The sequence below is a fragment of the Enterobacter cloacae complex sp. FDA-CDC-AR_0164 genome (assembly GCF_003071645.1).
GTDB classification, from domain to species: Bacteria; Pseudomonadota; Gammaproteobacteria; order Enterobacterales; family Enterobacteriaceae; genus Enterobacter; species Enterobacter ludwigii.
Genome location: NZ_CP028950.1, coordinates 3,339,291 through 3,353,433 on the forward strand (window position 1 = coordinate 3,339,291; position 14,143 = coordinate 3,353,433).

13 protein-coding genes are annotated in these 14,143 nt (G+C 52.3%); 11 read left to right on the plus strand and 2 right to left on the minus strand.

The features are described from left to right. Positions 1 to 145 precede the first annotated feature (145 nt). Complete coding sequence (locus tag AM410_RS16515) at positions 146 to 649, minus strand: non-heme ferritin-like protein (RefSeq protein ID WP_020883369.1); 504 nt, start codon at positions 647 to 649, stop codon at positions 146 to 148. 506 nt (positions 650 to 1,155) lie between these two features. Between AM410_RS16515 and AM410_RS16520 the strand changes: the two genes are divergently transcribed. The 6 genes from AM410_RS16520 to otsA all read left to right on the plus strand — a co-directional run bounded on the left by AM410_RS16520 (position 1,156) and on the right by otsA (position 7,979). Further along, entirely contained in the window at positions 1,156 to 1,713 is a 558-nt protein-coding gene (locus AM410_RS16520; RefSeq protein WP_108648146.1) for a DJ-1 family glyoxalase III, read from the plus strand. 316 nt (positions 1,714 to 2,029) lie between these two features. After that, a complete protein-coding gene (araF, locus tag AM410_RS16530; protein ID WP_020883371.1) occupies positions 2,030 to 3,019 on the plus strand; it encodes an arabinose ABC transporter substrate-binding protein AraF in 990 nt (329 codons plus the stop codon). 71 nt (positions 3,020 to 3,090) lie between these two features. Next, complete coding sequence (gene araG, locus AM410_RS16535; protein ID WP_073396037.1) at positions 3,091 to 4,605, plus strand: L-arabinose ABC transporter ATP-binding protein AraG; 1,515 nt, start codon at positions 3,091 to 3,093, stop codon at positions 4,603 to 4,605. A gap of 14 nt (positions 4,606 to 4,619) precedes the next feature. After that, complete coding sequence (gene araH / locus AM410_RS16540) at positions 4,620 to 5,600, plus strand: arabinose ABC transporter permease AraH (protein WP_014884358.1); 981 nt, start codon at positions 4,620 to 4,622, stop codon at positions 5,598 to 5,600. Between the two features lie 176 nt (positions 5,601 to 5,776). Further along, the gene (gene otsB / locus AM410_RS16545) at positions 5,777 to 6,580 is read left to right on the plus strand and encodes a trehalose-phosphatase (RefSeq protein ID WP_014170681.1); all 804 of its coding nucleotides are present in this window, start codon (positions 5,777 to 5,779) and stop codon (positions 6,578 to 6,580) included. Further along, positions 6,555 to 7,979, plus strand: a complete 1,425-nt coding sequence (gene otsA, locus AM410_RS16550) for an alpha,alpha-trehalose-phosphate synthase (protein WP_014170680.1) — start codon at positions 6,555 to 6,557, stop codon at positions 7,977 to 7,979. The genes otsB and otsA overlap by 26 nt, the downstream gene beginning before the upstream one ends. Positions 7,980 to 7,994: 15 nt before the next feature. Here otsA and uspC read toward each other — a convergent pair whose 3' ends face one another. After that, entirely contained in the window at positions 7,995 to 8,423 is a 429-nt protein-coding gene (gene uspC, locus AM410_RS16555; protein WP_032678440.1) for a universal stress protein UspC, read from the minus strand. Positions 8,424 to 9,219: 796 nt separating this feature from the next. Here uspC and flhD point away from each other — a divergent pair. The 5 genes from flhD (at position 9,220) to cheA (ending at position 14,126) form a co-directional block, all read left to right on the plus strand. Further along, positions 9,220 to 9,570 (plus strand): flagellar transcriptional regulator FlhD, encoded by a 351-nt coding sequence (gene flhD, locus AM410_RS16560; RefSeq protein ID WP_020883374.1) that lies wholly within the window; start codon positions 9,220 to 9,222, stop codon positions 9,568 to 9,570. Between the two features lie 2 nt (positions 9,571 to 9,572). Beyond that, positions 9,573 to 10,151: a flagellar transcriptional regulator FlhC gene (flhC, locus tag AM410_RS16565; RefSeq protein WP_014170677.1), complete on the plus strand. Its 579-nt coding sequence runs from the start codon at positions 9,573 to 9,575 to the stop codon at positions 10,149 to 10,151. Positions 10,152 to 10,274: 123 nt separating this feature from the next. Further along, entirely contained in the window at positions 10,275 to 11,162 is an 888-nt protein-coding gene (motA, locus tag AM410_RS16570; protein WP_008500417.1) for a flagellar motor stator protein MotA, read from the plus strand. After that, positions 11,159 to 12,088 carry a flagellar motor protein MotB gene (motB, locus tag AM410_RS16575; protein ID WP_073396034.1) on the plus strand — a complete coding sequence of 310 codons (930 nt, stop codon included), beginning with the start codon at positions 11,159 to 11,161 and terminating at the stop codon, positions 12,086 to 12,088. Before motA ends, motB begins: the two co-directional genes overlap by 4 nt. Positions 12,089 to 12,092: 4 nt before the next feature. Continuing rightward, positions 12,093 to 14,126: a chemotaxis protein CheA gene (gene cheA / locus AM410_RS16580; protein WP_014170675.1), complete on the plus strand. Its 2,034-nt coding sequence runs from the start codon at positions 12,093 to 12,095 to the stop codon at positions 14,124 to 14,126. Positions 14,127 to 14,143 lie beyond the last annotated feature (17 nt).

Genomic DNA, 14,143 nt, shown 5'->3' on the forward strand with positions numbered 1-14,143 from the left:
ATAAATCATTACATGTTGTGTGGTTAATCATTGAGAGCGAGATCTGATTTGTTAAATCTGAGCAAAAGCAGAAGGTTGGCGACGAGAAGGGGAACCTGCTCCCGGTAGGCCGAAAAGCGCGCCTGACCGGGAGCAGGAAAAATGATCAGTGGTGCTGTACTGTCACAAGGTCAAGCAGATGACGGTCGGTTTGTTCCGGACATAAACCCGCCTGCTGCGCGTTATGGATTTCGTCCGCCAGCGTTTTAAGCAGCATGCCGTCCTGCTGTTGCGCTTTATCCATATCGCGTAAGAATTTAAGGGTTTTGGTGTCGTGTTGTGCTCTGGCTTCATCGGCCAGCTTGTTAAGCGTGCTGCAACGCTGTTCGTACTGTTCCAGTGTTTTCTCAAACAATTCTTCCAGAGAAGAGTAGTTATCGTCGATCGTATCAAGCGCTTTTACGGTTGGGTTCGCCCCTGCGGCTTTCATGAAGTTAAAAACACGCATCATATGGGTGACGTTGCTTTGCGCCTGGCTGCGAAAAAAAGTGGCAGAGCCATTGAGACTGTTTTCGGAACACCACGAGCTGATATGCAGGTGCAGATTCGAGGCATAGAACTCGAGGTTCAACTGGGCATTGAGTTTTTGCATCATCGTTTGGGTAGTCATACTCATATCCTTATTGACTGTGGGACGTGATGTCCGCGGCTAACCTGACCCGGCAGGCACATCTAATGGAATGCAGAAATGGCATTTCTGCGGCGACAAAAGTCGATCGAATATTCACTTCCTGTGTTCGATATAAATAAGCATACCCTTGTATTCTGTCTAAGAAAACTCTTAATTAGGCTGTGTTTACCATACATTACAAAATTTAATATAGTACAGAAATGAAAACAGGTGGATATAAATTAACACATTAATAACTAATTGATTTTTATGTGTTTGTGTATTGTTTGTCTCGTTTTTTCAAGAGTGAAAATATTAAGGCAACAGAATCTTCTGTGACGATGTGAAAAACAGATCAATCAATCAGGATATATTTTGAGGAATAAAATTGCGCTAAATCAATTTATCGCAAAAAGGCGAGTGTGTGATCGCTGTGCAAGATTGTTCTTAATGATTGTGTAAAAATGAAACACTGTTTTATCTTGTTTCAATCATTGAGGTCTATGATGGCAAAGGTTGCGGTGCTGTTGGCACCCGGTTTTGAGGAAGCAGAGGCGATTATCACCATTGATATTTTGCGCCGGCTGAACATCGACGTGGAAACTCTGGCCTGCGCGCAGTCGCGTGCAGTGGTCAGTTACCATAACATTCCCATGGTGGCAGACAGCACCTTATCAGAACGCCGTGATTCGCTTTACGATGCGATTGTTCTACCCGGGGGACCCCAGGGCAGCGCAAATATGGCCGCGGATCCGCAGGTTATCCGTTTCATTTCTGCACATGACGCGCGCGGAAAGCTGATTTGCCCTATTTGTTCAGCAGCGGCGCGCGTGCTGGGGGGAAATGGGCTGCTTCGGGGGCGTCGCTACGTCTGCTCCGGGGATTTATGGGAGACGGTAAAAGACGGTGAATATGTGGATGCACCGGTCGTCCAGGATAAAAACCTGCTCAGCGGCAAAGGTCTTGGTCATGCTTTTGACTTTGCGCTGGCCCTGGCTGCTCGACTGTTGGGTGACGAAACGCCCGTTCGCGATCACGCTGACCACATCTATTACGCCTGGTAAATTTCCCGCCGGATGCTAGAGCGTCCGGCACTCAGGGACTTCTTAGCTGATCTTATGGATAATTCTGCTTAACCCCGTTTCATTTGTCCGACAATTCCTGCCGTTTTTATGTCATTTTCCGCTGAATTTATGTACGCAATTACTGTAATTCTGCGGTGTGATGGCGCTCTCTTATGGATGATTAATTTCCCGCTAAAACTATCACCAGCAATAACGCTTATGACGAGGTAAGCGCTAATGCCTTGTTTTAAGTCCGATTAAATAAGAAGCACGCAAATATTCCCTACAGAAAAGAATGCTAAAGCTGGAGTTTACCATGCACAAATTTACTAAAGCGCTGGCGGCCGTTGGTCTGGCTGCTGTTATGTCACAATCCGCTATCGCAGAGAATTTAAAACTCGGTTTTTTGGTAAAACAGCCAGAAGAGCCGTGGTTCCAGACTGAGTGGAAATTCGCCGATAAAGCCGGAAAAGATTTAGGTTTTGACGTCATTAAAATCGCCGTGCCTGACGGTGAAAAAACCCTGAACGCCATCGACAGCCTGGCGGCCAGCGGTGCGAAAGGTTTCGTTATCTGTACACCCGATCCAAAACTGGGGTCGGCAATTGCGGCTAAAGCGCGCGGTTACGACATGAAGGTTATTGCTGTTGACGATCAGTTCGTCAATGCCAAAGGCAAGCCAATGGACACCGTGCCGCTGGTAATGATGGCCGCGACCAAAATTGGTGAGCGCCAGGGTCAGGAACTCTATAAAGAGATGCAAAAGCGCGGCTGGGATGTAAAAGAGACGGGCGTCATGGCCATCACGGCTGATGAGCTGGATACTGCACGTCGTCGTACTACTGGTTCCATGGACGCTCTGAAAGCCGCCGGCTTCCCGGAAAAACAGATCTATAAAGTTCCTACCAAATCCAACGATATCCCCGGTGCGTTCGACGCCGCGAACTCAATGCTGGTTCAACACCCGGAAGTTAAACACTGGCTGGTGGTCGGTATGAACGACAACACCGTGCTGGGTGGCGTGCGTGCGACAGAAGGTCAGGGCTTTAAAGCTCCGGATGTGATCGGTATCGGTATCAACGGCGTTGACGCCGTCAGCGAACTGTCCAAAGCGCAGGCGACCGGCTTCTACGGCTCTCTGCTGCCAAGCCCGGACGTACACGGCTATAAATCCAGTGAAATGCTCTACAACTGGGTGACCAAAGGGGCTGAACCGCCGAAATTTACTGAAGTGACCGACGTGGTGCTGATTACCCGCGACAATTTCAAAGAGGAACTGGCGAAAAAAGGACTGGGCGGTAAGTAATACGCTGTGATTGCGCCCCTCATTCACCATGAGGGGCCAGACGTACACACTACAGGAATCACGGAGACGTTATGCGACAGTCTGATCCGTATCTCTCATTTCGCGGCATCGGGAAAACGTTCCCCGGTGTTAACGCGCTGACCGATATCAGTTTCGACTGCTATGCCGGCCAGGTTCATGCCCTGATGGGTGAAAACGGCGCGGGGAAATCCACGCTGTTGAAAATCCTCAGCGGCAACTATTCCCCTACGACCGGCACACTGGCCATTCGTGGCGAAGAGGTGGCTTTCGATGATACCACGGCGGCGCTTAATGCCGGGGTGGCCATTATCTATCAGGAACTGCACCTGATCCCAGAGATGACCGTGGCCGAGAACATCTATTTAGGACAGCTCCCGCACAAAAGCGGCGTGGTTAATCGTTCGCTACTTAATTATGAAGCAGGGCTGCAGCTTAAACATCTTGGGCTGGACGTCGATCCTCAGACGCCGCTGAAATACCTCTCCATCGGCCAGTGGCAGATGGTTGAAATTGCCAAGGCTCTGGCGCGTAACGCCAGAATTATTGCCTTTGATGAACCCACCAGTTCGCTTTCCGCACGTGAAATCGAAAACCTGTTCCGCGTGATCCGGGAGTTGCGCCAGGAAGGCCGCACGATTTTGTATGTTTCGCACCGTATGGAAGAGATATTTGCCCTGAGCGACGCCATCACCGTGTTTAAAGATGGCCGCTATGTGCGCACCTTTAGCGATATGGCGCAGGTGAACCATGACCAGCTTGTCCAGGCGATGGTCGGACGCGATCTGGGGGACATTTACCACTGGAAACCGCGTGAGTACGGCCCTGAACGCCTGCGACTGGATAATGTAAAAGCGCCGGGAGTACGCATGCCGGTTTCGTTATCGGTACGCAGCGGTGAAATCGTCGGGCTGTTCGGCCTGGTGGGCGCTGGGCGTAGCGAATTAATGAAAGGGCTGTTCGGCGGCACGCGCATTACCGAAGGCGTGGTGTCTATTGACGGCGCAGCGGTGGATATTCAGAAGCCCGCCCACGCGATTAAGGCAGGCATGATGCTCTGCCCGGAAGATCGCAAAGCGGAGGGGATTATTCCGGTGCATTCGGTGCGTGACAACATCAATATCTCCGCCCGTCGCAAATTTATCCGCGCAGGATGCCTGATCAACGATAGCTGGGAATCGAGCAATGCCGATCACCACATTCGTTCACTCAATATCAAAACGCCGGGACCGGAACAGCTGATCATGAATCTTTCCGGGGGCAACCAGCAGAAGGCCATTCTGGGCCGCTGGCTGTCGGAGGATATGAAGGTCATTTTACTGGACGAACCGACGCGCGGTATCGATGTGGGGGCAAAACACGAGATTTATAACGTGATCTATGAACTGGCAAAACGCGGCGTGGCGGTGCTCTTCGCCTCCAGCGATCTGCCTGAAGTGCTTGGCGTCGCCGATCGCATTGTCGTTATGCGTGAAGGGGAAATTGCCGGTGAATTGCTTCATGAACAGGCGAATGAACAACAGGCGTTGAATCTCGCCATGCCTAAAGTCAGCCAGGCTGTCGCCTGAGTAAGGAGTTAATGATGTCCTCTGTTACTACATCCGGAGCGCCAAAGTCGGCGTTCAGTTTTGGCCGAATCTGGGATCAGTACGGCATGCTGGTGGTTTTTGCCGCCCTGTTTGTCGCCTGTGCGATCTTCGTTCCTAATTTTGCCACCTTTATTAATATGAAAGGGCTGGGGCTGGCCATTTCCATGTCCGGCATGGTGGCCTGCGGTATGCTGTTCTGTCTGGCCTCGGGCGATTTTGACCTGTCGGTGGCCTCGGTTATTGCCTGTGCCGGCGTTACCACGGCTGTGGTAATCAACATGACGGAGAGCCTGTGGATTGGCGTGCTGGCGGGTCTGTTACTGGGCGTGCTCAGCGGTCTGGTGAACGGCTTTGTCATTGCTCGTCTGAAGATTAACGCCCTGATCACAACGCTTGCGACCATGCAAATTGTGCGAGGTCTTGCCTATATCATCTCTGACGGTAAAGCGGTGGGGATTGAAGACGAGCGCTTCTTTACCCTCGGTTACGCTAACTGGCTGGGGCTGCCAGCGCCAATCTGGCTGACCGTGGCCTGTCTTATCCTGTTCGGGTTCCTGCTCAACCGGACCACGTTTGGCCGTAATACCCTGGCTATCGGGGGCAATGAAGAAGCCGCACGTCTGGCCGGTGTGCCGGTGGTGCGTACCAAGATTATTATCTTTGTTCTCTCCGGGCTGGTCTCTGCAGCCGCAGGGATTATTCTGGCGTCGCGAATGACCAGTGGCCAGCCAATGACCTCTATCGGTTATGAGCTGATCGTCATTTCAGCCTGTGTTTTGGGGGGCGTTTCCCTGAAAGGCGGCATCGGAAAAATCTCATATGTGGTGGCCGGTATCCTGATCCTGGGGACGGTAGAGAACGCCATGAACCTGCTCAATATTTCGCCGTTCTCTCAGTACGTCGTTCGTGGCCTGATCCTGCTGGCAGCGGTGATATTCGACCGTTACAAGCAAAAAGCGAAGCGTACCGTCTGAGGTTTTTCCTATCTTTATATTGCTCAACTAATAACCTTAGCTGACCCCCGAACCGCCTCGCCAGTTTTGCTGGCGGGGCGGTTGTCAAATGGCGAGCGACGTCACACTGTCTATACTTACATGGCTATGAAAGAGGTAAAGGCGTTTACCTCTCGTAAACCGTAAGGAGGAATAGGGTGGCTGACTTGTTAACTGCACCGCCTGTACTGCCCGGACACTATGCTTTCTTTTTTGATCTCGACGGTACGCTCGCCGAGATAAAGCCGCATCCTGACCTGGTGGCGATCCCCGCCACGGTTCTTCAGAAGTTGCATCAGCTCTCGCAGATGACTGAGGGAGCAGTGGCATTGATATCAGGGCGCTCGATGGCCGAACTGGACCAGCTTGCCAGGCCTTATCGCTTTCCGCTGGCCGGTGTACACGGAGCGGAGCGCCGCGACATCCATGATCAAACGCATATCGTTTCACTCCCCGACGCATTAATCCAGGCGCTACAGGTACAACTCTCGTCTGCGCTGGCAGAATTGCCCGGTACGGAGCTTGAAGCCAAAGGGATGGCCTTTGCCCTGCATTATCGCCAGGCGCCGCAGCACGAAGCGGCTGTGCTTGCGCTTGCGACCGCTATAGCAAATGCACATCCGGAGCTGGCGCTGCAGCCGGGTAAATGCGTGGTGGAGCTTAAACCTAAAGGGATCAATAAAGGCGCGGCGATTGCTGCGTTTATGGCGACACCGCCTTTTAACGGCAGGACGCCCGTTTTTATTGGGGATGACCTGACCGATGAGGCAGGGTTTCGTGTGGTGAATCAGGCCGGAGGGATCGCCATCAAGGTCGGGCCTGGTGAGACTGTCGCCGAATGGCGTCTGGCGGATGTCGCCAGCGTCTGGCAGTGGATATCTGACATCGCTAACCAGCAACAACAACAAATAGCGCAAAACAAAGGGGGAAACCATTATGGGTCGCTTAGTCGTCGTCTCTAACCGAATTGCACCGCCTGATGATAAAAAATCCAGTGCAGGTGGCCTGGCGGTTGGGGTATTAGGTGCCTTAAAAGCCGCCGGTGGGCTGTGGTTTGGCTGGAATGGTGAAATCAGTGAAGAACAGAAACCGCTCAAGAAAGTGACGCGCGGAAATATTACGTGGGCGTCGTTTGCGTTAAACGAAAAAGATTATGACGAGTATTACTCGCAGTTCTCCAATGCTGTGCTGTGGCCAGCGTTTCACTATCGTCTGGATCTGGTCAAATTCCAGCGCGAGTCCTTTGAAGGCTACACGCGGGTGAATTCGCTGCTGGCGGATAAACTGCTGCCTTTAATCGAGGAAGACGATATTTTATGGATCCACGATTATCACCTGCTGCCCTTCGCCAGAGAGTTGCGTAAAAGGGGAGTGAATAACCGGATTGGTTTTTTCCTGCATATTCCGTTCCCGACGCCAGAAATCTTTACCGCGCTGCCGCCGCATGAAGAGTTGCTGGATGCGTTGTGTGACTACGATCTGCTGGGCTTCCAGACCGAGAATGATCGACTTGCGTTCCTCGATTCTGTGTCCGGCAAAACGCGAGTGGTGACCAAAGGGGGGAAAACCCATACGGCCTGGGGCAAGACATTCCACACTGAAGTGTATCCCATCGGTATTGAACCTGAAGAGATTGCCGAGCAGGCTTCCGGTCCGCTGCCGCCCAAACTGGCGCAGCTTAAGAATGAACTCAAGCACGTGAAGAATATCTTCTCGGTGGAGCGTCTTGATTATTCTAAAGGGCTGCCGGAACGTTTCCTGGCGTATGAAACGCTGCTGGAGAAGTATCCGCAGCATCACGGTAAAATCCGCTATACGCAGATAGCGCCCACCTCGCGCGGTGAAGTGCAGGCTTATCAGGATATTCGTCACCAGTTGGAGACGGAAGCAGGGCGCATTAATGGCCGCTACGGTCAGTTGGGCTGGACGCCGCTCTTTTATCTCAATCAACACTTTGACCGTAAGATCCTGATGAAAGTGTTCCGCTATGCGGATGTCGGGCTGGTTACGCCATTGCGGGACGGGATGAACCTGGTCGCGAAAGAGTACGTCGCCGCCCAGGACCCCGCCGATCCGGGTGTGCTGGTGCTTTCCCAGTTTGCCGGGGCCGCCAATGAATTGACGTCTGCGCTTATCGTCAACCCTTACGATCGTGACGACGTGGCGAATGCCCTCAACCGTGCGCTGACGATGCCGCTCACGGAGCGTATTTCCCGCCATGCCGAGATGATGGAAACGATCCGTAAGAACGATATTAACCACTGGCAGGCGCGTTTTATTCGCGATCTTCGTGATATTGCGCCGCAGAGTAATGAAGGCCATCTGCAAAAAAAGATCGCGACATTCCCTAAACTCGCCTGATTTTCCTCTGGGGGTTTAACGACCCCCAAGAGGCACTAACAACACATCCACCTGGCTTGACGCCACAATCGATTTCGCCGCACAGGCTGCGCGAGAAAAAAAGCTGTGGTTATGATTCCCGCATATTACTAAATCAATATTCTGCTTACTGCACATGCTGAGAATATGCGCATTAAGCTCCCCTGTCGCAATAATGGTGTCATATATAGGATATTGCGCCTTTTCTACCAGCTCTCGCATAAATTGCTGCGTTTCTTCCTGTAAGACCTCACGAATATCTTCCAGCATGGGGGCAGCCAGTTGATTATACATCTCAGGCTCGGCCGCGAGGGTGATCAGGCTGATACGGGCATTATGCGGTCTGGCAATGGAAACCGCCCGGGCGATGAGTTCATGGCTTTCGGGCGAAACCGCAACAGAAACAAGAAGATGGGAGTAACTCATAACGCACTCCTTAGGTGTCTGAAAGACAGCGTCTTAGTCACCATTACCGCGATTTCACCGGATCTGCAAGAGGTGAATACGACATAAGTGTGAAGCTAATCATAATTATTCATTAATTATTCTTATAAGAAGAATAACGGGAAAACGTGCCTAAATGAAAAAAATTAACAACTTAACCTGAATCACACTTTTTTACGTTTCCGGTGTTAAATCGTTTTAAGACGTTATAAACACATTTCTAATGATTACCATGTGAAACAATTGTTATGGGCGTTTTGCATAACTACATGTTTTTTATAGGTAATGAAAATGTGACCTTACGATGGATTCGCTGTGACGCGCATCCGGTCGCTGACACGTTTCGAACAGCACATGTCATGCCACTTCTGCTCATGCTCCTGCATGAGTATTCGCCCATAAAGAATAGAAAACAGTGTCGATCGTTCAAAAAACAACCAATTTACAAGTCATACTGATGGATTTATGGGAGATATTCACTTAAATTGTGTGACGTAGATCACATTTTTTTTAAATTTGGGGGTGGCTGCATTGTATGTGTCAAAACTGACGAGTAGAGTTTGCGTCGAATTAGGAAAAATCTTAGTTATTTGTAAGAAATGATAAAACGTGTAAGAGACGTAACCGCGTTTCAGCTGTTGCGCGTTTCAATGAATACAAACCTAAATTCGACTATGCATTTAGCCTTTTCTTTTTTATACCGGGTGATTTCCCGGCGACATCACGGGGTGCGGTCTTTCCGCATAAAAATAATAGTTGGTTATTCGGGATGGGAACAATGCATACATCCGAGTTGCTAAAACATATCTATGACATCAATTTGTCGTATTTACTGCTCGCGCAGCGTTTGATTAGTCAGGACAAGGCGTCCGCGATGTTTCGTCTGGGTATTAATGAAGAAATGGCAACCATGCTGGGTGGGTTAACCCTTCCTCAAATGGTTAAACTGGCGGAAACAAACCAACTGGTTTGCCAGTTCCGTTTTGACAATCCTCAGACTATCACGCGTCTGACGCAGGATTCCCGTGTTGACGATCTTCAACAGATCCATACCGGTATTCTTCTTTCCACTCGCTTGCTTACCGAAATCAGCCAGCCTGATGACGCAGCCCGTAAGAAAAGGGCCTAGCAATGAGCGAGAAAAGCATTGTTCAGGAAGCGCGTGACATACAGTTAGCAATGGAGCTGATTACGCTCGGTGCTCGTTTACAAATGCTGGAAAGCGAGACTCAGCTGAGTCGTGGTCGCCTCATCAAATTGTATAAAGAGTTACGTGGTAGTCCCCCGCCGAAAGGAATGCTGCCGTTTTCAACGGACTGGTTTATGACCTGGGAACAGAACATTCATGCCTCCATGTTCTGTAATGCCTGGCAGTATCTTCTCAAAACCGGTTTGTGTAGCGGCGTTGATGCCGTGATCAAAGCGTATAAACTTTACCTTGAACAATGCCCGCAGCAGGACGAGGGTCCTTTGCTGGCGCTCACCCGCGCATGGACGCTGGTGCGTTTTGTTGAAAGCGGAATGCTTGAGCTGTCGCGCTGTAACTGCTGCGATGGCAATTTTATTACCCATGCGCATCAGCCTGCAGGCAGCTTCGCCTGTAGTTTATGCCAGCCTCCATCCCGAGCAGTAAAAAGACGTAAACTTTCCCGGGAAGCTGCCGATATTATTCCACAACTGCTGGATGAACAGATCGAACAAGCTGTTTAACCCGAACGTGTGGGCAAGATTCCAGCAGCGGTAAGCAATTACCGCTGCTTTTTTTTACCCCGCAAACGGTAAACGCTGCGAGCTGAACATCCTTGCCATAGTCACTAGCGGAAGGATGATGTCGTGCTTATCTTATTAGGTTACCTGGTAGTTCTCGGTACAGTTTTCGGCGGTTACATGATGACCGGCGGGCACCTTGGAGCACTCTATCAACCGGCTGAACTTATTATCATCGGCGGCGCAGGGGTAGGGGCTTTTATCGTTGGTAATAACGGTAAATCGATCAAGGGCACGCTGAAAGCTATTCCACTGCTGTTCCGTCGCTCTAAATACACCAAAAGCATGTATATGGATCTGCTTGCGCTGCTCTATCGTCTGATGGCGAAGTCGCGTCAGCAGGGCATGTTCTCGCTTGAGCGGGATATTGAAAACCCGAAAGAGAGCGAAATTTTTGCCAGCTACCCGCGCATTCTCGCTGACGCAATGATGCTGGATTTCATCGTCGATTACCTGCGACTGATCATCAGCGGCAACATGAACACCTTCGAAATCGAAGCGCTGATGGACGAAGAGATTGAAACGCACGAAAGCGAATCCGAAGTGCCGGCAAACAGCCTGGCGCTGGTGGGCGATTCCCTCCCTGCGTTCGGTATCGTCGCGGCGGTGATGGGCGTGGTACACGCGCTGGCCTCGGCGGATCGTCCTGCGGCAGAGCTGGGCGCGCTGATTGCGCATGCGATGGTGGGCACCTTCCTCGGTATTTTGCTGGCGTATGGTTTTATCTCTCCGCTGGCCAGCGTTCTGCGTCAGAAAAGCGCGGAAACGACCAAAATGATGCAGTGCGTGAAGATCACGCTGCTCTCTAACCTTAACGGTTATGCGCCACCTATCGCAGTTGAATTCGGCCGTAAAACGCTTTATTCCAGCGAGCGCCCGTCGTTTATCGAGCTTGAAGAACACGTGCGCGCGGTGAAAAACCCAAACCAACAGACGACAACTGAGGACGCATGAAAAATCAGTCCCATCCGATCGTCATCGTAAAAAAACGCAAGCACAAGGGGCATGGGCACGGCGCGCATGGCTCCTGGAAAATCGCGTACGCCGATTTTATGACCGCAATGATGGCATTCTTTCTGGTGATGTGGCTCATCTCCATCTCCAGCCCGAAAGAGTTGATCCAGATTGCCGAGTATTTCCGAACGCCGCTGGCGACCGCCGTGACCGGTGGACAGCGAATCTCTAACAGCGACAGCCCGATCCCTGGCGGTGGCGATGATTACACCCAGCAGAAGGGTGAGGTGAAGAAAGAGCCGAACATCGACGAGCTGAAAAAACGCATGGAGCAAGCGCGCCTGAAGAAACTGCGCGGCGATCTCGATCAGCTGATTGAGGCGGATCCTAAACTGCGTGCCCTGCGACCACACCTGAAGATCGATCTGGTGCAGGAAGGTTTACGTATACAGATTATTGATAGCCAGAACCGCCCGATGTTCAAAACGGGCAGCGCGGAAGTTGAGCCATACATGCGCGACATTTTGCGCGGCATTGCGCCAGTGCTGAACGGTATTCCTAACCGTATCAGCCTGTCTGGACACACGGATGACTTCCCGTACGCCACGGGTGAGAAGGGATACAGCAACTGGGAGCTTTCTGCCGATCGTGCCAACGCCTCGCGTCGCGAGCTGGTGGCAGGTGGGCTTGATGATGGCAAGGTACTGCGCGTGGTCGGCATGGCATCAACCATGCGTGTCACTAACCGCGGGCCGGATGACGCCATCAACCGTCGTATCAGTCTTTTAGTGCTGAACCAGCAGGCGGAGCAGGCCATCCTGCACGAAAACGCCGAAAGTCAGAATGAGTCACTGGACGATTTAAAACAGCCTGGGGCCGTTCCTTCGGCTGCCGTTCCAACATCGCCACCAGCCAATCCGAGGTGATAGCGTGAGCATGGATATTAGCGATTTTTACCAGACATTCTTTGATGAAGCCGACGAATTGTTGGCCGATATGGAGCAACACTTGCTGGATTTGGTGCCTGAAGCACCGGACTCCGAGCAGCTCAATGCCATCTTCCGTGCGGCGCACTCGATTAAAGGCGGAGCCGGAACGTTTGGATTTACCATCCTGCAGGAAACGACCCATTTAATGGAAAACCTGCTGGATGAAGCACGACGCGGTGAGATGCAGCTCAATACCGACATTATCAACCTGTTTTTGGAAACCAAAGATATTATGCAGGAACAGCTCGACGCCTATAAAAGCTCGGCAGAGCCTGATGCCGCCAGCTTTGAATACATCTGCAATGCGCTGCGCCAGCTCGCGCTGGAAGCCAAAGGTGACGCAGCCGCAGCCGTTGTTCCGGCAGCCAAACTGAGCGTTGTCGATGCCGTTACCGCACAAGAGGCGGCCCCGGCCGCCGCTGCGAGTAAAGTGCGCGTGGTGCTGTCACGCCTCAAAGAGAACGAAGTTGACCTTCTTGAAGAAGAGCTGAGTAACCTGGCGAAATTAAGCAACGTGGTGAAAGGCAAAGACAGCCTGAGTGCGACGCTGGAAGAGGGGATCAGCCAGGACGATATCGTGGCGGTCCTGTGCTTTGTTATCGAAGCCGACCAGATCGCGTTTGAAACCGAAACGGCGGCGGTTGACGTGCCAGCGGCAGTGGAAGAGGTGGCGGTTGTTCCTCAGGCGGCCGCGCCTGCCGTTGCGCCTGCGGCGCCGGTATTGAAAGCGGTGCCAAAAGATGCTGCCGCGCCAGGCCGTGGTGACAAACCGGCCGCGCGTTCCAGTGAATCCACCAGCATCCGCGTCGCCGTCGAGAAAGTTGACCAGCTGATTAACCTGGTGGGTGAACTGGTGATTACCCAGTCGATGCTGGCACAGCGGTCTAACGAACTGGATCCGGTGACCCACGGCGATCTGATCACCAGCATGGGGCAGTTGCAACGTAATGCCCGCGACCTGCAGGAATCGGTGATGTCCATTCGTATGATGCCGATGGAATATGTCTTCAGCCGCTTCCCGCGTCTGGTGCGTGACCTGGCCAGCAAACTGAATAAACAGATTGAACTGACGCTGATGGGCAGCTCCACCGAACTGGATAAAAGCCTGATCGAACGCATTATCGACCCGTTAACGCACCTGGTGCGTAACAGCCTCGACCACGGTATCGAACTGCCGGAAAACCGCATTGCCGCCGGAAAATCCCCGGTCGGGAATCTGATCCTCTCCGCCGAACACCAGGGCGGGAACATCTGCATCGAAGTGACCGATGACGGTGCGGGCCTGAACCGTGAGCGCATTCTGGCGAAAGCCATTTCGCAGGGAATGGCGGTCAACGAAAACATGACTGACGAAGAAGTGGGCATGCTGATCTTCGCGCCAGGCTTCTCGACCGCAGAGCAGGTGACGGACGTTTCCGGCCGCGGCGTGGGAATGGACGTGGTGAAGCGTAACATTCAGGAGATGGGCGGCCACGTTGAGATCAAGTCTAAGCAAGGTTCCGGCACCACCATTCGTATCCTGCTGCCGCTGACGCTGGCAATCCTCGACGGCATGTCGGTGAAAGTGGCGGACGAAGTCTTTATTCTGCCGCTGAACGCGGTGATGGAATCGCTGCAGCCGCGTGAAGAAGATCTGCATCCGCTGGCGGGTGGCGAGCGCGTTCTTGAAGTGCGCGGTGAGTACCTGCCGCTGGTCGAATTGTGGAAAGTGTTCGAAGTGGATGGCGCGAAAACCGAGGCCACGCAGGGGATCGTGGTGATCCTGCAAAGTGCGGGTCGCCGCTACGCGCTGCTGGTTGATCAGCTGATTGGCCAGCACCAGGTGGTCGTGAAGAACCTCGAAAGCAACTACCGCAAAGTGCCAGGTATTTCTGCCGCCACTATTCTGGGTGACGGTAGCGTGGCGCTGATCGTTGATGTGTCGGCGCTTCAGGGATTAAATCGTGAACAACGTGTGGCGTACACAGCCGCCTGATTAAGTAGAAGGTAATA

Coding starts and splice junctions, on each gene's coding strand:
- AM410_RS16515 (WP_020883369.1), bottom strand. CDS start 649: ATGACTACCCAAACGATGATGCAAAAACTCAATGCCCAGTTGAACCTC.
- AM410_RS16520 (WP_108648146.1), top strand. CDS start 1,156: ATGGCAAAGGTTGCGGTGCTGTTGGCACCCGGTTTTGAGGAAGCAGAG.
- araF (WP_020883371.1), top strand. CDS start 2,030: ATGCACAAATTTACTAAAGCGCTGGCGGCCGTTGGTCTGGCTGCTGTT.
- araG (WP_073396037.1), top strand. CDS start 3,091: ATGCGACAGTCTGATCCGTATCTCTCATTTCGCGGCATCGGGAAAACG.
- araH (WP_014884358.1), top strand. CDS start 4,620: ATGTCCTCTGTTACTACATCCGGAGCGCCAAAGTCGGCGTTCAGTTTT.
- otsA (WP_014170680.1), top strand. CDS start 6,555: ATGGGTCGCTTAGTCGTCGTCTCTAACCGAATTGCACCGCCTGATGAT.
- uspC (WP_032678440.1), bottom strand. CDS start 8,423: ATGAGTTACTCCCATCTTCTTGTTTCTGTTGCGGTTTCGCCCGAAAGC.
- flhD (WP_020883374.1), top strand. CDS start 9,220: ATGCATACATCCGAGTTGCTAAAACATATCTATGACATCAATTTGTCG.
- flhC (WP_014170677.1), top strand. CDS start 9,573: ATGAGCGAGAAAAGCATTGTTCAGGAAGCGCGTGACATACAGTTAGCA.
- motB (WP_073396034.1), top strand. CDS start 11,159: ATGAAAAATCAGTCCCATCCGATCGTCATCGTAAAAAAACGCAAGCAC.